The organism is Methanocalculus sp. MC3, assembly GCF_054767395.1.
Window position 1 is genome coordinate 292,752 of record NZ_BAABMP010000005.1, and the last position, 21,185, is coordinate 313,936.

Below are 21,185 nucleotides of genomic sequence, written 5' to 3' on the forward strand. Positions count from 1 at the left end.
ACACTATTCCTCAATTTGGGATAAATAGCTTTCATTCTCCTCTTCATAAGAGAAGGTGCATCCTTCACTCAACCGTCACGCTCTTTGCAAGATTTCTCGGCTTGTCGATGTCGCACCCGAGTGCATCGGCGACATGGTATGCGAGACGCTGGAGGATGACAGAGACCATTGCTATGCCTGCCACCTCATGCGAGGGGGAGAGCGGGATGAAGATATCGGCGATCTCAGGCAGTTCCATATCCCCTGCAGTGCCGATCCCGATTACGGGCGCCCCGCGTGCCTTGATCTCCTTGATATTTGAGATCATCACTGCATAGGTCTTCCCCGGCATCGCAAGAGCAACAACCGGAGTATCAGGCGAGAGGAGGGCAAAAGGACCATGTTTCAGCTCTCCCGCAGCGTACCCCTCTGCATGAATATAGGAGATCTCCTTCATCTTCAGGGCACCTTCAAGGGCGACAGGATAGTAGAAACCGCGGCCAATGAAGAAGATCGAGTGTGCCTTCCTGCAGATTGAGACTGCCTCGTCGATTGGAACAGTGAGGGTCTCCTCGATCCCGATATTGACCCGGTCAAGGGCCTCTTCCAGTGCTGAATCGTCTGAAAGGCTGCCTGCGATCTGGAGGGCAGCTGCAAGCTGTGCGATGAACGACTTTGTTGCTGCAACACTGATCTCGGGACCGGCACGGGTATAGATGGTCGCATCGGCAATTCTCGTCACAGATGACCCGACCACATTGGTGATCGCAATCGTCGGGCATCCCCATGCCTTTGCCATCTTCAGGGCAGCCAGGGTATCCGCCGTCTCCCCGGACTGGGTAATCCCGATCACCGGATCCTTCAGGGGAGGAGTATAGTACTTGAATTCCGAGCCGATCTCCACCCGCACCGGGATGCCGCAGTATACCTCGATCAGGTATTTACAGAGGAGGGCTGCATGATAGGAGGAGCCGCAGGCAACCACCATTATGCTCATCCTGCTCCTGACAAGGTACGCAAGGGCATCGGGAGATTCCCTCACCGCATGAATTGTGTTGTAGAAGACCTGCGGCTGTTCGAAGATCTCTTTCTGCATAAAATGAGAGAAACCACCTTTCCGGGCATCCTGGATATCCCAGTCCACTTCTTCGACGGGTCTGTCAACCAGCTGGCCGTCATGAGTTATTGTGTACTCTGATCGGCTGAGAACGGCATAATCGCCATCCTCCAGATAAATCACTCTCCGTGTATGATCAATCAGAGGTGTGACATCCGAGGCACAGAAGAACTCCCGATCCCCCACCCCGATCACAAGCGGGCTTGCCATCCGTGCAGCGATAATCCGGTCATCCCCCTCGGCAATCACAAGGATGGCATATGATCCCTCAAGATGTGGGAGGACTGCCCTGACAGCAGCAGCGAGATCGCCCTTATACTGCTCCTCCACCAGATGGGCAATCACCTCGGTATCGGTATCTGAACTGAATATATGGCCGCGGGCAGTGAGATCACGCCTGAGTTCTGCATAATTTTCGATGATACCGTTATGCACAACAGCAATTTTTCCGGTACAGTCGATATGAGGGTGGGCATTCTGATCATTCGGTATGCCGTGGGTTGCCCAGCGGGTATGGCCAATCCCGATTGTTCCCGGCAAAACAGCTGCATTGGAACTTCCATCTGATATCCGGCCGCTCTTTTTCGAGATGTGAAGGGTATCGTTCTTTGTGGCAAGGCCAAATGAGTCATACCCCCGGTACTCAAGCCGCTTCAATCCCTCGATCACGATACCGGCGGCCTTTCGGCGGCCGATATACCCGACGATCCCGCACATTCAGATCACCTGCGAGCCATCAGGAATCACTCCTTCAAGCCGCCTGCCGGATTGAACCCGGCAATTGTTCCCGAGGATACATCCTTTCAGGACAACGGATGACTCCAGTGAGACACCCTCGCCGATGATGGCTCCGAAGGTTCCCCGGTGGAGTATCTTCGCATCGCTCTCGCCAAGAGGGAAAAGCCCTTCGGCAGTGATCGTTGAGAGATGATCCAGAATACTGCATCGTTCCCCGATTACCGTATCCATGACCCTGGAATGGGAGCCGATCCGAACATCATCCATGATGAGTGAGTTTTCAAGAACCGTGAAAGGCTCGATTGTGACGCGGTTGCCGATGCTCACATCAGGCCCGATGACGGCATTCGGTCCGATGGCGGTGCCCTCCCCGATCCGGACCGGACCGGTGATGCAGCAGCCGGGCCCGATTCTGCTCCCTGCTCCAATCGAGACTCTGCCGCTGATCGTGACAAGCCGGCTGATCGTCCCGCTGCGGAAGGATTCGTTTGTCTGGAGCAGGTGGCGGTTCTGTCCGAGGAGATCCCAGGCATGAATGGCATCATACCATTGGCCGCCCCGGACTCCCCGGACAGGGATGCCGTCTCCGATCATGCGAATGAGCAGATCCGAGAGATCCGCTTCCCTGATGGATCTGATCACCTCCGGTGTGAAGAGATAGAGGCCGCTGCTCACAAGACAGGGACCTTTTTCATCGGGTTTTTCGAAGAAGTCCGTGACGAGACCATCCTGCATCCGGACAACGCCATAATGGGAAGGAGAGAGCGAGCCGGAGACCATGATTGCATTGCCTTCTGTCCCCATCTCCTCGATGGATGCAGCATCCACGTAATTATCCCCTGAGAGGACAAGGGTCGTCTCATGAATCAGGTGAGCCGCAGAAGCAAGTGCATGGGCGGATCCAAGCTGCTTCTCCTGGAAAACCACCCTGACTTCATGATCGAGAGTATTGAGATGCCGGATCACCTGTTCTCTCCGGTATCCGGCGACAACGATGATATCCCGTATTCCTGCCTTCAGAAGGGCCTCGATACAATAGTCTATCAAGGGACGGTTACCGACAGGGATCAATGCCTTCGGCCGGTTCTTAGTCAATGGGCGGAGCCGCCACCCCTCGCCGCCTGCCAAAATTACTGCCTGCATTCACGCTCACCTCGACACGATCGTCTCATCATCACACACACCCTCGACAAATGAATGGGGCGCAATCCTGCACCCGGACCCGATACTCGAACCGGTATTCACCGAACAGTTGATCCCAAAGAGGACATCATCCCCGATGACCGCACCGAACTTCTTTCTTCCCGTCAGGACTCCTCCGACCTGCACGATGCCGGAGTCATGCCTGAGATTGGCAATTTTTGTCCCTGCACCGAAATTGCACCCTGAGCCGATCACGCTGTCACCGATATAATTAAAATGCGGGATCTTGGTTCCATGCAGGATGACGGAGTTCTTGATTTCGACCGCATGACCGATATGGCAGGAGTCCCCGATCGCAGTCTTCGGCCTGATATAGGCATGCGGACCGATGATACAGTCCTTTCCGATGATGCAGGGGCCTTCGATATAGCTCCCGGCCCTGATGGTTGTCCCTTCCCCGATGACAACCGCACCCTTGATGACCGCTCCTTCCTCAACGGTTCCGGCAATCTCTTCCTTCAGATCAGTAAGAAGGAGTTCGTGTGCTGCGAGTATATCCCAGGGATACCCGACATCCATCCACGTATGAAGCGTGAGAGCAGAGAGCATTCCTTCATTGATATAGTCCATCAATGCATCGGTCAGTTCGTATTCTCCCCGCCGCGAGAGGCCGATTGCTTCGATCCGTTCGAAGATCTCAAGAGAGAAGAGATAGGCACCGGCATTAATCATCCTGCTTTTAGGATTCTTCGACTTCTCCTCAAGGCTGACCACCCGGTCACCCTCAAGCAGAACCACCCCGTACTCCTCGGGGTGATCGACTTCAGAGACACCAAGTGCAGGTTCCGGCATAGTACAGAGCGCCCGGATTTCATCAGATCCGAGAATCATATCGCCATTCATCATCAGGAAATTTCCTGATACCAGCCCTGCTGCAGATCGAAGTGCATCGGCGGTTCCGAGCTGATGCCTCTGGACAACATAGTCGATCTCAACACCAAGGGCACTTCCATCACCGAAATATTCCCTGACCGCCTGTTCGCCATATCCGACGACCAGGATAAAACGCCTGATCCCCGCCTTATGGGCTGCAAGGATGAGATGTTCGAGCATGGGACGATTGGCGAGTGGGATCATCACCTTTGGACGGCTGGTCGTCAGGGGGCGCATCCGCTTCCCTTCGCCTGCCGCAAGAAGAATACATTCTGTTACCGGTTCCATCAGGAGACCTCCCTGAGTACTTTTTTTAATCGATCCTCTCCTTCAGAGAGGAGTTTCTCTGCGATATCCTTTGTCCTTCCTTCTGCGGTCACCCTTACCTTCGGCTCGGTTCCGCTTGCCCGGATCAGGTACCAGCCATCTTCCTGCTCAACCCGGATGCCATCTGTTGGTACCTCCGCGCCAAGAGATCGGAGTGCTGCATCACCGTTTACAGTCGCAAGAGATGAGCGAAGGATCGGATAAACCGGCATGGTATCAACTTCTTCGGCAATATCCCATTCACCGGCAATCTCACAGAGGAGGGTGGCGGCATAGATTCCATCAGGGCAGAAAGAGTGGGCGGGGAAGATCCAGCTTCCCGAGGGCTCGCCGCCGAGGCTTCCCCAGGAGAGGAGGGCTTCGGAGACATAGCTGTCACCGACAGGAGTCCGCCTGACAGTAGCAACCTCCTCAATTGCCATCGAGGCATCGACTGTGGTCACCACCTCATGCAGGTCGAGATACCGCGCAAAGAGCATCAGGAGATGTTCACCAGAAATAAACCGGCCCCGGTTATCAAAAGCAACACACCGATCCGCATCGCCATCATGGGCAACACCGCATGAAGCACCAGAACTCCTGATGATCGCAGGCATATATGAGAGATTTTCGGGGAGGGGTTCTGAGGGGCGGGGGAAAGTTCCCGTTGGATCGCAGTTGAGGCAGACGGTCCTCAGGCCTGCCTCATCCAGAAGGGAGGGGGTGATCCGGGATCCCGCCCCTCCACCGCAGTCCAGCACAACCGTCATGCCTTCCTGAGGTGAAAGAGACCCGAGTATGGCATCGGAGTGGGGTGTTATGATATCCGCATCTCTCCGGGAGCCAATGGCCTTCCAGTCCGTCCAGCCAGGGTCCTCAAGTGACTCCTCCATCTGCTTCTGCTGGGCAATGGTAAAGGAAGAGCCATCCGGATTGAAGACTTTCAGTCCGTTATACATCTCAGGATTATGCGATGCGGTCACCATGCACGCTGCATCGGCTTCCCGTGCTGCATAGGCGACAGTCGGTGTCGGTGCGATGCCACCGGCGATGACGTCCGCCCCGGAGGAGAGGATCCCGGAGATGAGGGATTGGGTAAGGATATCCCGTGTGGTTCGTGTATCGCTCCCGAGAACCACACATTCCCTGCCTGCACCAAGAGAGGCGCCGACCCGGAGAGAGAGGTCAAGGAGGGTTTTTCCATACTGCATCCTGATACCGGATGAACCAAAGAGCATACTGAAGATGTGATTTTGATGGTATTATGGTTACTCATCTGCCAAAGGGGCACCAGTGCTTCAGAGCGAGGAGTGTGGCAACTCCTGCGGTCGACGGACCCATATAGACGATCTCTTTCTCCTCAAGGAAATTCTCCTGGATGGCAATCCCTTCATCGGTGACAAAACCGTCGCCGGCGATGATGATGATATCCGCATCCTCCGGACGATCAACGATCCTCCCGGGGAAGAGATCAGGGATATGGTTGAGATCCCCGACAGGATAGATCTTTCCGGAATCATAGAACTTCTGGAGGAGTTCCTGGCATTCCAGGCGATCAGAGGGGGAGCATGAATGGAGTTTGCGCGAAAGACAGGCAAAGCCTGTCACAACATTGATTATTGCAGCAGCAGCAGCCCGGGTCTTCAGTTTCTTCAGTGGCGCTCCATACAGGAATGAGACCTTCGTCTTCGTTTCAAGCGGATCTGTCGTCACCATCTCTGCTGTCCTTCCACCATACACAGCCTCGAGGCATACACCTTTTGGATACTGGCAGATCGGCACATCGGAGTTTATCCAGAGGGAGACGACCCCATCGTCGCAACCGCTCCCATCAAGCTTTTCTTTGAGTTTGTGTACTGCATCATGAATGACTGTCATGGCATCATCTCTTCAGAATCAATGAGGAGCACCCGCGCTGGTGATCCGTCAATACCCTTCAATAGTAAAGGCAGGGCAACCATCATATATACTCCTTCCGGGATAGCGTCCAGCCTGAGGAGTTCGATGATCATGACACCGGCACGGAGAAGGATCCGGTGAACCGAGCCGTCACCCTCCGGGGATTCAATCGACGGGGCATCGGTTCCAATCACCGATATGCCCCGCTCCACCACACGGCGGGCACCCTCTTCGGTCAGGTACCCATACTCATCAGGATGTGTCGGGGACCAGCCCGAGCAGAGGATCAGGCGGCTTGTTCCTTCGGGGGGGGTTGCCGTGATATCCCCTGAAAGCGGGCCTTTTGGAGTATTCAATACAAGACAGGGACCCATACAGAGATCTGGCGGGATCTGGTCGATCGACTGCCCATCCGGAAGATAGTGGAGAGGTGCATCGATATGGGTGCCGGAATGGCTTCCCATCCTGATTCCGGTGATCCGGATCCCACCATCCCCTCGAGGCTCAAATACTACCGGCGGATCACCGGGATAACAGTATCCCTCCCCTGAGAGAAGGTGTGTTGCATCATAGATCTTCATTCTGCCACCCGTACTCGCCGATCAGCGGGACGAACCGGACCGGCTCGAATGTCTCCCTCATGAATTCATCACCATGGCGCGTGATCCTGATTAGATGCTGGATGTTTCGATCCCCGACAGGTACCACAAGGCGTCCGCCATCCGCCAGCTGGGAGAGGAGCGGAGACGGGAGGGAGGGTGCGGCTGCGGTCACCAGAATGGCATCATAGGGGGCTTCTTCCGGGTACCCGGCGGTCCCGTCACTGATGACGATTCTGACACCATCAATTTCTGCCCGCCTGAGATTCTCCTCTGCCCGCCGTGCAACCTCCGGTATACGCTCGATCGATATGATCCGACCGGCAATTCTGGCAAGAAGCGCCGCCTGGTACCCGCTTCCGGTCCCGATCTCAAGGACGGAGTCACCCGGCTTCAGTTGGAGAAGCGCGGTCATCCCGGCAACGATATAAGGCTGGGAGATGGTCTGTCCATGCCCGATCGGGAGCGGGTGATCGCGGTATGCATCCCTCTCAAGATCAGGAGGGACAAAGAGGTGGCGGGGCACCTCTTCCATCGCAACAAGAACCTGTTCGTCTGTTATCCCACGGGATCGGATCTGGTCATTGACCATTGAACGCCGCATCCGGACAAACGGGTCATCCATCTCAGAATCCCTTCTCGGCCGCGTCAATTGCGGCATCGATCTGGGCCTGGAGGCTTTCGGGAAGACCGCTGATCTTCACGTCAAGGAATCCGCGGATGATTGTTGCAGTCGCTTCATCCTCAGAGAGGCCCCGTGCCATCAGGTACTCGATCTCATCCCGTGCAATCTTGCCGACTGCCGCTTCATGGGAGAGTTCACAGTCAACAACCCGCCCTTCAATCTCGGGGATGGCATGGATGATTCCATCTTTGAGGATTAAAGCCCGGCACTCGATATGGCCTTTGGTATCCTTCACAGAACCGAGGATATGGCCACGTGAGATGATGGTGCCGCCGGTCGTTATTGCCCGTGTGATCAGTTCAGCCGTTGCACCCTTCGCAGAGAGGATGGCACGGGAGCCGGTATCAAGGTAGGAGCCGGGTGTGGCAAGCATGATGCTCGAGAATCGTGCAACCGCACCATCTCCCCTGAGTTCTGCTGTCGGGTACATCTGCACCTTCTTTGCCGGAACCATGCAGACATAGTTGGAAAGGAAGATACCCCGCTCCTCGATGACCGTTACACTCCGGGGATAGACCTCAATCGATTCGCCCCAGGTATGGATCATCGTGGAGGTGACTTTTGCATCTTTCCCGACATAGATCTCGGTCACCCCGTAATGTGCACCGTTCTTCGTCTTCATCGAGCTGGCACAGCCTGCTATCAGGTGGAGCTCGGCTCCCTCCTCGGCGATGATGATATTGTGGACATACTGGATGTCATCTTTTGCCAGGAAGAGGCATGTCTGAAGGGGGAAGGTGGTCTGGCTGCCTTTCCGTGCAATGATGACATAGCCTTTCGGTTCACGGGCAGCAACATACTGCGTAATCTCATCCTTGTCACGCGGCACCGCCTTCCAGTAATAGTCTTCAAGCCACGCATACTTTTCAAGCGCGTCTGACAGGGCAAGTATCTCGACACCTTTTGTATCGGTTTGGGCATGGTGGATATGCTCATCCACCTGGAGGAAACTCCCGGATCTCCCGTCAAGGGATCCCGTCTGGAGACCGGTCATCTCGATCCGCTTCAGATCGTCCTCTCCGAGATCTGAATATCCCTTCATACTCTCTGGCATGCGATACACTCCTTGTATCCTTTACTCTGGACGCTTTTTAAGATCTCACGCGGGTTGCCATGGCATTTGAAGGTGCCGTCACACATCACATGCCCGAAATCCGCATCGATATAATCGAGGATATATCCGGTATGGGTGATGATCAGGCCGCTCTTCTTCCGGTTCACGATATGCTGATCCTTCTCGACAAGGGCTGCGATGGCGTTCCCGACAAGGGACATGTTTTCAAGATCAACACCGCTCTCCGGCTCATCGAGCATGACAAGGTCAGGCTTCTGGATCATCAGCTGCAACACCTCGCTCCGCTTGATCTCACCGCCGGAGAACCCCTTGTTGATATCCCGTTCAAGGAAAGTATCCATATTCATGTGCCGTGCATACTCATCGACACGCTCAGTGTCGCCGCCGGAGGTGACCGCAAGCAGCTTCCCGAGTTTCAGTCCCGAAACAGTCGGTGGACGCTGGAAGAGGAGGCCAATCCCAAGGCGTGCCCGTTCATGAATCGGGACATGGGTGATATCATGATCCTTGTAGATGAGGGATCCTTCCGTGATGCGTGAGCTGCCAAAGCCCATGATCGCACGGAGAAGGGTCGTCTTCCCGGAGCCATTGGGCCCCATGAGGACATGCGTCTCTCCCTCATTTATCGTGAGATTAATATCGTGGAGTACCTCTCTCCCCTCAACCTCGACATGAAGGTCTTCTATAACGAGCATTTGAAATCATGATATATTCGGTATCCGGGATGAAAAAGGCTTCTTTTGGGGGATCAAAAGAGACGGAAACAAGACCGTCTCATATTTGAAGGAGAGAACGGGCTTTCTATGCAGGCTGTTGCCACCCGCCTTCACTTTCGCGCCCCGCCCGGAGGATATTCATATAGGGGTTTTCAATTGTTCATTATGCAATCGAGAACATTCATCTACCTCACTGCACGTTCAGAAGAGAATGCCATGATGCTCTGTCAGGGACATAAGAAAGAGGAGAAAGACTCTGTAATGAGAGCGGGGAGAGTATCAGGAATGCACAGGAACACGAGCAGCAGAATCATCATCGCCTGAACCGGGCAGAACAGGCACCGGTGATGAGGATACCCGGTCTGATCCGGGTGATCTCACTCAAACATGATCCAGTGTGCCTCTTTGATAGTCTGATTCTGTTCTTTACAACCACTCTTTTCAATTCAATGAATATTGCAGAGGTTTTTCTCTGCACACTCCACCATCAGCGGGTAGTAATTACGGACATACTCCTTCACCATCCGGCGTGCGGAAAAAACCGGGGGTATGGTCTTCATGGACTCCTTCATCATCGCCACCCATCCATGAGGTATGCCATCCATCGACTGCGTATAATAGAGCGGGGCTATATCGCTCTCAATAAGCCGGTAGAGTTCCTCTGCATCCTGTGAAGTCCGATCCCCCAACACATCCCCGGATCCAAACACCCACCCGTTTCTGCCATTGTATCCCTCACACCACCAGCCGTCAAGGATGCTGCAGTTCAGGACACCATTCATCGCTGCCTTCATCCCACTCGTGCCCGATGCTTCAAGGGGCGGAAGCGGGGTGTTGAGCCAGAGATCAACTCCATGAACCATATACTGTGCAATCTGCTCGCCATAATTTTCGATGACGGCAATCCTCCCGGCTATCTCTGGTTTTTCAGCAAGCTGGTAGATCCGCTGGAGTATCTTCTTTCCCTCCGTATCATCGGGATGCGCTTTCCCGGCAAATACAATCTGGACAGGATACCAGGGATTATTCAGGATACTGGCAAGGCGCGATGTATCATGCAGGAGGAGATCTGCTCGTTTATAGGTCGAGAAGCGGCGGGCAAACCCGATCGTCAGAACGCTCGGGTTGAGCAGCGTCCCTTCTGCTACCAGATTCTCAGGCATTTCAAGCCCCTCCGCCCACTTTCTCCGTTTATACTCCCGTATCCTGTTGAAGAGTTTTATCTTCAGCCGCATATGCAGCTCCCACAGTTCACTATCGGGGATCTCATCGATCACCTCCCAGATCTCCCTGTTATCATGCTCGTGCTGCCAGTGCGGGCATATCCGGGTGAAATAGCCATTTAAGAGCATCTCCATCCTGGGGTTGAGCCAGGTGGGAAGATGCACCCCGTTTGTGATCGCGTCAATCGGTATCTCATCATCATTCCGATCCGGCCAGCAGGATCTCCACATATCCCGTGTCACCCCGGCATGCCGCCGTGAAACTGCATTGTGGAACCTGGAGAGCCGAAGTGCAAGGGCAGTCATGTTGAAGCCCTCATTCGAACGAACCGGGTGCCTGCCCAGCGCCAGGAACTCATCCCGCGTGATACCAAGCGCCTGAATGTAGTGGCCCAGGTGACGTTCGACCAGCACAGGATCGTAGATATCATGTCCGGCAGGAACCGGCGTATGGGTGGTGAAGATGGTGAGTCCGCGGATTTTTTCAAAGGCCTCATGCACGGGTACGCCCTCTTCCACATGTTCACGTGCAAGTTCGAGGAGAGCAAACGCAGAGTGCCCTTCATTCAGATGGATTCCTGAAAAGTTGATTCCAAGCATTCTGAGGACATGGCGGCCACCAATGCCAAGGACAATCTGCTGTAAGAGCCGCATCTCCCGATCACCGGTATAGAGGTGTGAGGAGATACTTCGTCTCTTTGGATCATTCTTTGGTATATCGGTGTCAAGAAGATAGAGCGGAACCCTCCCGACATCGACCCTCCATACAGCAACATAGATCGCCGGATCGATGTCAGGGACCTTTATAATCAGGTGTCTCCCGTGTTCATCCCGTACCCGTTTGATCGGCGTGAGATCGCGGTTTAAGGGGAGAGTGATCTCCTCCTGCCATCCATCAACACGGATATGCTGATGGAGGTATCCCTGTGAGTACATAAACCCAATCCCGACAACCGGCACATTCAGGTCAGAACACTCCTTCAGGTGATCGCCTGCAAGAAAGCCAAGGCCACCTGCATAAAAGGGAAGCGAATGGTGAAGGCCGTACTCCGCCGAGAAATACGCGATATTGAACGGGCCTTTCTGGTAATGTTCCCCGAACCAGCCCTGCCTCTGCCGCATATAGGATCCAAGCCTCGCCATAATGATGTCATATTCACGGAGATACCGGGGATTTTTACTTGCAGCTTCAAGATACCGGTATGGAATCTCCCGAAGCATTCGGACGGGATTATGCACGCTCTCACGCCATGCCTCACGGTTCAGCTGTTTAAAGAGCATCCTGGCCTCGGGGTGCCAGCTCCACCAGAGGTTATAGGCAAGTTCGCCCAGGCCGGAGATTCGATCCGGAAGAGTGAAGAGCCGCTCACCTGTCAATTCACCATGGATCATCAGCCATCTATTGATCGATTCAGGTACTTATGTGATTGTACAGATCCTCTCATTCCAGACGACCATATGTTTCAGTATAATGGCGCAGGCGTTTGGCGGCCTCTTCAGCAGGCCAGTCCTTATGAAGACGCCAGAGCCAGTTCCCTTTTTCGGTTCCGGGACGGTTCATACGCGCTTCCGATCCAAGGTTCAGGAGATCCTGGATGGGAATGATCGCATACCTTGCAACCGAAGAGAATGCAAGCCTGATGAAGAGATCTGACACCTCATCTTTTTCAATTATCCTGCCTGCATACCGGTTGAGGTATGAACGCTCAGCTGTGGTTGCATCATCTATAAACCAGCCTTTCACCGGGGGATTATCATGGGTGCCGGTATAGGCAACCGCATTCTCAGGGTGGTTAAAAGGGAGATGGGGATTGTCAGTGTCCCCGCCAAAAGCAAACTGGAGAACCCGCATCCCCGGGATCTTCGCCCTCTCCATCAGTGTGCGGACCGGTTGATCGATCAGCCCGAGGTCCTCGGCAATCAGGGTATCAGCCCCATATCTCTTCCTGATGGCATCAATGAGCGCATCTCCCGGGGCGGGGAGCCAGCGTCCCTTTACAGCAGTCCGGTGCTCATCCGGTATTGCCCAGTATGCCGAGAGCCCCCGGAAGTGATCGATTCGCACCAGATCGTAGAGGGAGAGCGCCCGCCCAATCCTTGAGAGCCACCAGGAGAATCCCTCCTGCTGGTGCTCTTCCCAGCGGTAGAGGGGATTGCCCCATCGTTGCCCGGTTCTGCTGAAGTAATCGGGAGGAACACCAGCAACATCGATCGGTGTGCCATCGGCATCCAGGCAGAAGAGGTGTTGATGCGCCCACACATCCGCACTGTCATGGGTCGGGTAGATGGGCATATCTCCGATGATCCGAATCCCACCTGCCCGGGCATGGGATCGGAGCGCCTCCCATTGCTTTTCAAACAGCCACTGGATCACCTCGATCTCACGGATTGTATCCACGTACCGCTCTTCTGCCTCCCCAAGTGCCAGTCTGTCCCTGATACGGTAAGGGCGATCCCACAGTGTCCAGGGCAGACCATTGTGGCGTTCTTTCAGGATGCAGAATATGGCATAATCAGGAAGCCATTCCCTGTTTCTGGCGGAAAATTCGTCTACTTCCTCCCGAAAACCTTCTCTCAAAACCCGTTCCACTGCACGGCCAAAGAGGAGTTTCCGAACTTCTTCTGCTTCAGAATAGCGTACCTGATCAATTGGCAGTTCAGCCTGCCTGCATTCCTCCCGGGTCAGGAGGCCGGACTCCGCAAGTGCAGCCGGGCTGATCAGGAGCGGGTTTCCTGCAAAAGAGGAGTTTGCATAGTACGGCGAACCATCGGGACCAACCGGGTGGAGGGGAAGAACCTGCCAGATTCCCTGGCGGGCGCTCCTGAGGAGATCGATAAAGCCGGTCGCAGCAGGGCCGAAGTCACCGATCCCATGTGATGAAGGGAGAGCGGATACCGGAAGGAGAACCCCTCCCATACGGCGGGAGTTCATATCTTCACCCCAAGGAACCGCCCGATCTCCTCTATCTGTTCGGGAAGCGAATGGAACCGGCGATCTACCAGTTTTCCATTCCGTACCGGCATGTATGCATCCCTCAATTGAATAAATGCGTTCTGAGCCTCCCAGAGAGACGGGCAGAGGGAGAGGGCAGTTATGATATTCAGAATCCCGAGTATCGATGCCATAATGGAGGCATCTCCGGGACTGCCCAGGAGATCCTGAAGAAGATTGCAGAGGCGGGATCCAGCTACCATCGATATCTTCTCCTTTTCAGGAGGTATTGCAAAACGGAGCATGGCATCGGAAATACGGGACATTTCCACGGGATCGGGGTATTCGCTCTCAAGGACTGCGATAAGGTCGCGGTTTAGAATATGCCCTACCGGAACTGCTATTGCGGCTGGTATTGGCATCTCCAGCATATGCATCGACTCCATCAGTGGAAGATACCGGCTGTAGATATCCTGAAATGAACCTTCAATCCTCCCGATACTGGTTTTTAAGATCAGACTCACAATTGTGCGGGCTTCATCACGGAGAAGATCTGTCCCCCGGATGCATCCCTCGCCAAACCAGCGCGTGAGCTCATCATAGAATGAAGATGCCGGATCACGCCACGCAGCACATACCGCATCGCGGATCTCGCAGAATGATTTCCCGCCCGCATATGGCGCAACACCGGCAAGAAGATTCGGGCCGCCGGGATAGGCTGCCGCGTAGATGAATTCCTTTGATTCACATGTCAGGAGTGACTGGATCCTGGCAACCCCGACAGCAATCCTCCGCCGATCTTCCTGTTCCTGGCATTCATCAAACCTGGTCACCCTGTAGATTGCGTGCATGCTTGTATCAGGATAGGGACAGAAGAGCGAGGTGAGTGCAAAGTGTCCGCATACCTTTCTCAGATCCGTAACATGCGGAAGAACACGGTTTTGCCATACCGAGGCGCCGTCAGAAAATCCGGTGGTATTTGATTTCGCTTCAGCAAGGATCTGTAGGAGATCATCTTTGGAATCGTCACCACCTGTTGAACGATAGAGCTGAAGTGCCCGTGCCGCATACCACATCACCTGTATCGCCTCTATTCCCGCGATATCATCAAAGAACCAACCGCAGCTGGTATACATCAGCATCAGGTTTCGTTGCATCTCAAGGAGTTCGAGCACAAGAACCTGTTCTTCACCATCCAGGGAGCGTGAAGTGTGTTTTTCAAGGAACGCCCCCCGCATCTTCCGGCTCCGGTCATTGATGACACTGATGTATTCATTCCTCGCCGCCCATGGATCCAGGAGGAGCGGGGATGCAACATTCTCATAATGGATGGAGGCACGGTCGCGGAGGAGATCAAATGCACGGCGAAGATACATTCTCCAGTCAAGCGACCAGCCGGGATGGGCGCCTGTTGAACAGGTGCATCCGCCCTTCCAGCGGGCAAGTGAGTGAGGGCAGCTCCAGGCAGTATCCTCCCTGATCTCTATCTCATGTTGAGGGGGATGAGTGGAGAGATACTCGCCATATATTGTTGGAATGATGCCCTCTTCTCCGAGCCGTGAGAGACAGTATGCAAGTGCCATCTCACCGAAATGAAAGTGATGCCCATAGGTTTCTCCGTCTATTGCAAAGTGTACGAGCTGATCCTCCTCCCTTCCGTCAAATGCCCCGGCTAGACGTGCCGAAAGCCTGTATCCGTCCACAAGAAGGTTGCCAAATGCTACCTCATGGGCAATTCCGACATCATTGAGAAAAACAGCAATCTCCTGCCCTTCTCCCAGATCCACCCGGTACGGCACCTTCGGATCGATCCATCCATCGGAAAGAGAGCTCCAGGTGCCGTTCTGTCCTCTCACCCTGGCCACCTGGTGGGGCTCCAGGAGCACGTACCGGATGCCTTCAGCTGCCATGATACGAAGCGTCTCCATATCGACCGCCATTTCAGGGAGCCACATGCCTTCAGGCTCCCTCCCGAACCGGTCAAGGAAGTCCTCTACACCCCAGCGGACCTGGGTTTCTTTATCGCGTTTGTTTGCAAGCGGCATGATCATGTGGTTGTAGCACTGGGCGATCGCAGGGCCATGCCCCCTGAAACGATTCGATCCGATATGGTCGGCTTCGATGAGTGCAAGATAGGTATTCGGGTGATTATCCTCAAGCCATGAAAGGAGCGTCGGACCCGCATTAAAACTCATCATCGAATAATTATTCACGATTCTCGTGATCAGGCCATCTTCATCGAGGATCCTGGCAGCGGAGTTTGGCGCATAGCATTCGGCGGTGATCCGCTCGTTCCAGTCATGGAACGGATATGCCGAATCCTGAACTTCTATCCTCTCGAACCAGGGGTTTTCTCGCGGGGGCTGGTAGAAATGGCCATGAATACAGGCAAAGCGGCTCATGATTCACCTCTCTCTGGCCTGAGGATGACGGCTCCAAGCGGCGGGAGTGTCAGGGAGAGGGAAGAGGGGAAGCCATGCCATGGATACGTATCTGCCACCACAGAGCCGTTGTTCCCGCAGTTGCTCCCACCATAGCAGCCGGAATCGGTGTTGATCAGCTCCTCCCAGACACCCCCTTCAGGCACGCCGATCCGGTAGCCATGCCGGGGAACAGGTGTAAAATTGCAGATACAGGCAACCGGGGCTTCTGCATCGGCTCTCCTGAGATAGGCAATCACGCTCTGTTCCCAATCGCCGTGATCGATCCATGAGAATCCTTCGCTTCTGTCATCAGCACGATGAAGTGAGGGTTCACTCCTGTAGAGATGGTTGAGATCTGCAACTAATGTGCTGATACCCCTGTGCATGTCACCAGAGAGGAGGTGCCAGTCGAGGCTTGATTCGTGATCCCATTCATTCCACTGGGCAAATTCATCTCCCATGAAGAGGAGCTTTCTCCCCGGATGGGTGTACATATATCCATAGAGAAGCCGGAGATTAGCAAACTGCTGCCACCAGTCGCCGGGCATCTTTTTAATCAGCGACCCCTTGCCATAGACCACCTCATCATGGGAGAGTGGAAGGAGATAGTTTTCAGTGAATGCATAGATGATCGAGAAGGTCAGATTATCATGATGGTGCCGCCGGTGGATCGGATCCCGCTTCATGTACTGAAGCGTATCATGCATCCATCCCATATTCCATTTCAGGCCAAAACCGAGTCCCCCTGCAAAAGTCGGGCGGGTGACCATCGGCCATGCCGTTGACTCTTCAGCAATCACCTGCACATCTGGAAACTCAGCATAAACGGTCTCATTTAGCAATCGCAGGAACCAAATTGCCTCCATATTCTCCTTGCCGCCGTACCTGTTCGGCACCCATTCGCCTGAAGGACGTGCATAGTCAAGGTAGAGCATCGAGGCAACCCCATCCACCCTCAGGCCGTCTGCGTGATAGCGATCAAGCCAGAACCGGGCACTGGAGAGGAGGAAGGAACGAACCTCGTTCCGACCATAATTAAAGATACAGCTCTGCCATTCCGGGTGGAACCCCTGTTTTGGGTCGGCGTGTTCATAACAATGCGACCCGTCAAAGAGGGCAAGCGCATGGGAATCCGAGGGGAAATGAGAGGGTACCCAGTCCAGAATCACACCGATTCTGTTCTGGTGAAGGTGATCGATCAGGTACATCAGATCCTCGGGCGAGCCATACCGGGCCGTGGGCGCGAAGTATCCGGTTGTCTGGTAGCCCCACGATCCATAGAACGGGTGTTCCATTAATGGAAGGAACTCGACATGGGTAAACCCCATCTCATGGATATAATCTGAGAGGAGTGGAGCCATCTCCCGGTACCCGAGCATCCGCCCCCCATCTTCGGGGACACGCCGCCACGAGCCGATATGGAGTTCATAGATCGAAAGGGGGGTATCAAGAGCATTTATGGAGATGCGCTCCTCCATCCACGCACAATCTCCCCAGTCATAGGAGAGGGAGGTGATCCTGGAGGCAGTCTTTGGAGGCTCTTCCCACTGGAACGCGAAAGGATCGCCTTTGAAGAGTATCTTACCGGATGATGTTTCTATTGCATACTTGTAGATCGAGCCGATCTCAATCTCATCAACTGACCCCTCCCAAACCCCAGAGCTGTCCCACCGAGGGCAGAGGGGATCAATTCCGGGCGTCCAGTTATTCTGATCTGTTATAACCGATACGCTTCTGGCTTCGGGAGCCCAGACTGCGAAGTGCACCCCGTCCCGTGAGGAATGCGATCCAAGGCACTCATAGATGCGGGCGTGTGATCCCTCCTTAAAGAGGTAGATATCATAATCGGTCAGGTTTCTCCTATCCATGACCATAGTCCCCCAGGATCAGCATAGTGGAGGCTTAAGCACCTTCACATATACATGGTTGAGCTTCTCTGTCACCCTCTTCCAGTTAAACTGATCCATCACCTTCTGCCTGCCTGCAATCCCCATTGAGATGAGGAAATCCGGATTGTTGAGCGAGTAGCAGATCGCCCATGCAATCGGATCAGGTGCCGGGGGTACCTTGATCCCGTCGACAAGGTTCTCGATGTTCATCGAGAGGCCGCCCACATCAGACGCAACCACTCCCTTGCCGGCACTCCATGCTTCGGTGAGCACGAGGCCGAAAGGTTCGTTTCTGCTCGGGATACAGATAAGGTCAGCCGCATTCAGGAGTTCGAGATGTTCGGGATCAGAGACATAGCCGGTAAATTGTACCGGAAGGCCACGGGATCGTTCCTGCAAGGCAGGCAGCATATCACCTTTGCCTGCGAAGATGAACCTGACATCCTCCCTTTTGGCAAGCACGTGCGGGATTGCATCAAGCAGTATATCCGGGCCTTTCTGCCATCCGATACGGCCGACAAAGAGGACGAGCGGGGCGAGTTTATGGATCCCATATCGTTGCTTGATGAGCCCGGGGACAACATCCAGCATGTAAAGAGACGGATCTGTTCCATTCGGGATGATGGATATCTTCCAATCAGGAACATCATAGAGCCACATAAGCTCCACTTTCATCACCTTTGAGACAGTTATGATCTCACGGGCAAGGGAGGCCATCGATTGTTCGATCCCGGATATCTCGATGAATTCTTTCCATCCACCAAAAGAGCCCCCGTTTCTTCCATACTCTGTTGAATGGAATGTGAGAACAGTTACCCGGTCCTGGAACTGCCGGAGTGTCTGGTAAAAATGCCAGTCATGGAAATGGAGCAGGTCAAAGGGAGGGTCGTCAAACTCGAGGAACCGGTCGATTGCCTCTTCGCTCATCTCCCTGCAATGGGAGAGAATATCGATCTGGTGTGGGGAGAGTGAGTGGAAGTGTACGCCATTCCTTGTAAAATCCTCTTTACCTCTCGTAAAGTAGTGAATCTCATGTGTTTTCGCCAGCTCTTCGGCAAGATATGTTGCGGCCGGGGCGAGCCCGCCAACCTTCTCCGTATAGACGGATTCCCAGGCAAAGAAAGCTATTTTAAGCGATTCCATAGAAACCGAACCCTCTCTATAACTGCTTTCTGTATATCCTCACGAGTCGTCAGGGGATGGATCGCGTCGGCAAGCTTTTCGTCATGGATCACATCCCGTACCCAGTGTTCAAAATCCAGGCGTTCGCAATGGTGGAGGATGCATTCATCAGTTGCCACATTGAGAAGTTTGACAAACTCTTCCAGTGAATGGGCAGAGAAGCCCTCCCTGTGATATGGGCTGCAGAAGTGGAATGCCTGATTTGGGGGAATGCAACGGAGAATGCGGGCAGCGGTCTTTGCCCTGACAAAACCGATCTGATCCTCTTCAAATTTGCAAAGAGCCGCGATATAATCAGAAAAGTACCGGTATGCATCCGCCTGTGTCCGGTAGTCTGTCAGCATCCCGCATGATCCTGATGTTGTTGCCATCTGCGAGAAGTGATCACGTGCCTGGAAACGACGGAGGGTCGTTCTGTCTGGAACCCATTGTCCCGCAGCCTTGAGAGCCTCAAGAGTCGTGCATTGCATCATATTGACCGGCCATGCAACCGATGCGCTCTCGATCAGTTCATCCGGGATCTGATCCGGTGAAGTGGCCTGTGCAACCGCCTCAGAAGGCAGGATACTGCGTACGCCAGTATCATGGAATGCTGCGGGCAATCCTTCAAGAAATGCGAATATACCTGTTTCTGGCTGGAAGCGGCCGCCAAAAACCTCCATATCAACCATGATATGGGCGATACCCCCCCTGATTGCAGAGAGCCAGCCTGCATAAGTACAAGGAGAGAGGGGATGATGTATCCAGTCCACCTCTCCGTACCGAAGGGCGATATCATCCGAAAGTTCGCAGTGCCTGATTAAAACAGGCATCCCACCAGCCTGATAACTCTTCAGGGGATTTATAAAAGGAGTGTTTTTCCCAAACACATCGGTATAGACAGCCGGGATGCCCATGTTCATTGCTGCTGTGATCACCGTCCAGTTGAATATCGAATCAGTTGCAACCAGTATCGCCGGCCTTCGTCCGGAAAAGTCCTCCATCGCTCTTTGGTGCATCTCAACCTGGTGCTGATACTCCTCAACCTCCCCGAAGAGAGCCACTACAGAGCAATAGTACGATTCGGTCAGGAGTTCTGCCTGCCTGTGGCTGGCGGCATCCCGGAGCAGATCGCAGAGATCCGGCTCAGATCCCTCAAGGTATTCAAGGAGGACACCAGACAACAGCAGGCCGCATCTGAAGCCTTCATCCATCATCCGGATCAGGCATTCTGTTGCCGGGATATAACAGGAACGCGAAAGGTGCCGGATCCGTCTCTCTTCATCAGGGGAAGGGAATGAAGAAGGACCTTGTTCACCTGTCTTCACCCCCAAAATATAAAGGGAATCCACCCGCTGCTGATGGCGAAGAACAAAGCTCATGCAGACCTGTGGAACACCAGATACCTCACCGGGCATGAGGAGGGATAAGGAGTGTTTAGTATATATAATATTTTATCATATAAATCTCGCAAACAACTCCTTCAGATACGCTATTGAAGGCAGGATCATATCCGGTTGAACTCCCGACTCCCGGGCAGCCACAGGCGAATACTTGCCGGTTTTTACCAGCACGCCAACAAGCCCTGCGTTCTGTGCACCACCCACATCTGTTCTGATATCGTCCCCAATCATCGCAGTCTTCCCAGGCTCTACACCCATCATCGTACATGCAGAAAGGAAAGCATCAGGCGAGGGCTTACCCATCACCACTGCGGTTCTTCCGGTTGCGTATTCAAGTGCCGCGACAAACGGTCCGGCAGCGAGGGTGAGTCCATCTTCGGCCATCCAGTACCGGTCCCGCTCAAGGGCGATGAAGAGGGCACCGTCATTGATCTCGCGGAACGCCTCATTCAGGACGCTGAAGGAAAAGGCTGATCCGGCATCACCGACGATCACGGCTTCTGCGCCATTTGGGGCTTCGGTGATGCCCCCCTCGGAAAATTCCGATCTGGCAGCATCGGTCATCAGGAGGCGGCAGGCGCTGATACCTTTCTCTTCAAGAAGCCGGAGTGCAGAAACGACCGGGGTTGCGATCTGATCGGGAGAGATGGAGAAGCCGGCCTTATTGAGCCGCTCCGCAATCTGCCGCCTGCTCCGCTGGGTCGAGTTTGAAACGAACCGATAGGGGATTCCCTGATCTTCAATCCACCGGATCGCTTCGGGTGCGCCCTGGATCGGCACTCCGCCTACTGCCAGAACCCCGTCAATATCTATGAGAAGTGCCTGTATCTGCATAAGATACCCCCTGAGCCAGCCTCTTCGCGGAGCGAGATGAGAAACGCCATGAAGATACTCGTTCCTCTTCTGCAATAAGCCGTTTGAAGTTCACTTTCACGCCCCGCTCAAGGGATTTATCTGAGATCAC

17 protein-coding genes are annotated in these 21,185 nt (G+C 54.1%); 1 reads left to right on the forward strand and 16 read right to left on the reverse strand.

Annotated elements, in window-relative coordinates; genetic code table 11:
- Positions 1 to 64 precede the first annotated feature (64 nt).
- From glmS to ACYUBO_RS10470, 9 genes are read right to left on the reverse strand one after another with little or no spacing between them, the layout of a single operon-like run.
- Positions 65 to 1,813: a glutamine--fructose-6-phosphate transaminase (isomerizing) gene (glmS, locus tag ACYUBO_RS10430; protein WP_300329932.1), complete on the reverse strand. Its 1,749-nt coding sequence runs from the start codon at positions 1,811 to 1,813 to the stop codon at positions 65 to 67.
- A complete protein-coding gene (locus ACYUBO_RS10435) occupies positions 1,814 to 2,977 on the reverse strand; it encodes a sugar phosphate nucleotidyltransferase (protein WP_460374191.1) in 1,164 nt (387 codons plus the stop codon).
- A 6-nt stretch (positions 2,978 to 2,983) separates the two neighbouring features.
- Positions 2,984 to 4,198, reverse strand: coding sequence for a bifunctional sugar-1-phosphate nucleotidylyltransferase/acetyltransferase (gene glmU, locus ACYUBO_RS10440; protein ID WP_460374193.1), 1,215 nt, complete (start codon positions 4,196 to 4,198; stop codon positions 2,984 to 2,986).
- The gene (locus tag ACYUBO_RS10445) at positions 4,198 to 5,454 is read right to left on the reverse strand and encodes a phosphopentomutase/phosphoglucosamine mutase (RefSeq protein ID WP_300332689.1); all 1,257 of its coding nucleotides are present in this window, start codon (positions 5,452 to 5,454) and stop codon (positions 4,198 to 4,200) included. The genes glmU and ACYUBO_RS10445 overlap by 1 nt, the downstream gene beginning before the upstream one ends.
- Before the next feature lie 34 nt (positions 5,455 to 5,488).
- Positions 5,489 to 6,094: a hypothetical protein gene (locus tag ACYUBO_RS10450; RefSeq protein ID WP_300332687.1), complete on the reverse strand. Its 606-nt coding sequence runs from the start codon at positions 6,092 to 6,094 to the stop codon at positions 5,489 to 5,491.
- On the reverse strand, positions 6,091 to 6,696 hold the full coding sequence (locus ACYUBO_RS10455) for a cyclase family protein (RefSeq protein WP_460374197.1): 606 nt from the start codon (positions 6,694 to 6,696) through the stop codon (positions 6,091 to 6,093). Before ACYUBO_RS10455 ends, ACYUBO_RS10450 begins: the two co-directional genes overlap by 4 nt.
- Complete coding sequence (locus ACYUBO_RS10460) at positions 6,683 to 7,339, reverse strand: protein-L-isoaspartate(D-aspartate) O-methyltransferase (RefSeq protein WP_460374199.1); 657 nt, start codon at positions 7,337 to 7,339, stop codon at positions 6,683 to 6,685. The genes ACYUBO_RS10455 and ACYUBO_RS10460 overlap by 14 nt, the downstream gene beginning before the upstream one ends.
- Before the next feature lies 1 nt (position 7,340).
- The gene (locus tag ACYUBO_RS10465) at positions 7,341 to 8,453 is read right to left on the reverse strand and encodes a SufB/SufD family protein (RefSeq protein WP_460374202.1); all 1,113 of its coding nucleotides are present in this window, start codon (positions 8,451 to 8,453) and stop codon (positions 7,341 to 7,343) included.
- Positions 8,438 to 9,169, reverse strand: a complete 732-nt coding sequence (locus ACYUBO_RS10470) for an ABC transporter ATP-binding protein (protein ID WP_300334093.1) — start codon at positions 9,167 to 9,169, stop codon at positions 8,438 to 8,440. Before ACYUBO_RS10470 ends, ACYUBO_RS10465 begins: the two co-directional genes overlap by 16 nt.
- Before the next feature lie 186 nt (positions 9,170 to 9,355).
- On the opposite strand from ACYUBO_RS10470, the gene ACYUBO_RS10475 reads away from it, so the two are divergent.
- The gene (locus ACYUBO_RS10475; protein WP_460374205.1) at positions 9,356 to 9,514 is read left to right on the forward strand and encodes a hypothetical protein; all 159 of its coding nucleotides are present in this window, start codon (positions 9,356 to 9,358) and stop codon (positions 9,512 to 9,514) included.
- Between the two features lie 122 nt (positions 9,515 to 9,636).
- On the opposite strand, the gene glgP is transcribed toward ACYUBO_RS10475, so the two are convergent.
- Genes glgP through ACYUBO_RS10510 form a run of 7 tightly spaced genes read right to left on the reverse strand, consistent with a single transcriptional unit; the run spans position 9,637 to position 21,055 of the window.
- Positions 9,637 to 11,805, reverse strand: a complete 2,169-nt coding sequence (glgP, locus tag ACYUBO_RS10480) for an alpha-glucan family phosphorylase (protein ID WP_460374208.1) — start codon at positions 11,803 to 11,805, stop codon at positions 9,637 to 9,639.
- Positions 11,806 to 11,854: 49 nt separating this feature from the next.
- Entirely contained in the window at positions 11,855 to 13,345 is a 1,491-nt protein-coding gene (gene malQ, locus ACYUBO_RS10485; protein WP_460374211.1) for a 4-alpha-glucanotransferase, read from the reverse strand.
- Entirely contained in the window at positions 13,342 to 15,747 is a 2,406-nt protein-coding gene (locus ACYUBO_RS10490) for a DUF3536 domain-containing protein (protein WP_460374213.1), read from the reverse strand. Before ACYUBO_RS10490 ends, malQ begins: the two co-directional genes overlap by 4 nt.
- Entirely contained in the window at positions 15,744 to 17,636 is a 1,893-nt protein-coding gene (gene glgB / locus ACYUBO_RS10495; RefSeq protein ID WP_460374215.1) for a 1,4-alpha-glucan branching protein GlgB, read from the reverse strand. Before glgB ends, ACYUBO_RS10490 begins: the two co-directional genes overlap by 4 nt.
- Positions 17,637 to 17,654: 18 nt before the next feature.
- On the reverse strand, positions 17,655 to 18,800 hold the full coding sequence (locus ACYUBO_RS10500) for a glycosyltransferase family 4 protein (protein ID WP_300329842.1): 1,146 nt from the start codon (positions 18,798 to 18,800) through the stop codon (positions 17,655 to 17,657).
- Positions 18,782 to 20,236 carry a hypothetical protein gene (locus ACYUBO_RS10505; protein WP_460374218.1) on the reverse strand — a complete coding sequence of 485 codons (1,455 nt, stop codon included), beginning with the start codon at positions 20,234 to 20,236 and terminating at the stop codon, positions 18,782 to 18,784. The genes ACYUBO_RS10500 and ACYUBO_RS10505 overlap by 19 nt, the downstream gene beginning before the upstream one ends.
- Before the next feature lie 39 nt (positions 20,237 to 20,275).
- Positions 20,276 to 21,055 carry a TIGR01458 family HAD-type hydrolase gene (locus ACYUBO_RS10510; RefSeq protein ID WP_460374222.1) on the reverse strand — a complete coding sequence of 260 codons (780 nt, stop codon included), beginning with the start codon at positions 21,053 to 21,055 and terminating at the stop codon, positions 20,276 to 20,278.
- Between the last annotated feature and the right edge of the window lie 130 nt (positions 21,056 to 21,185).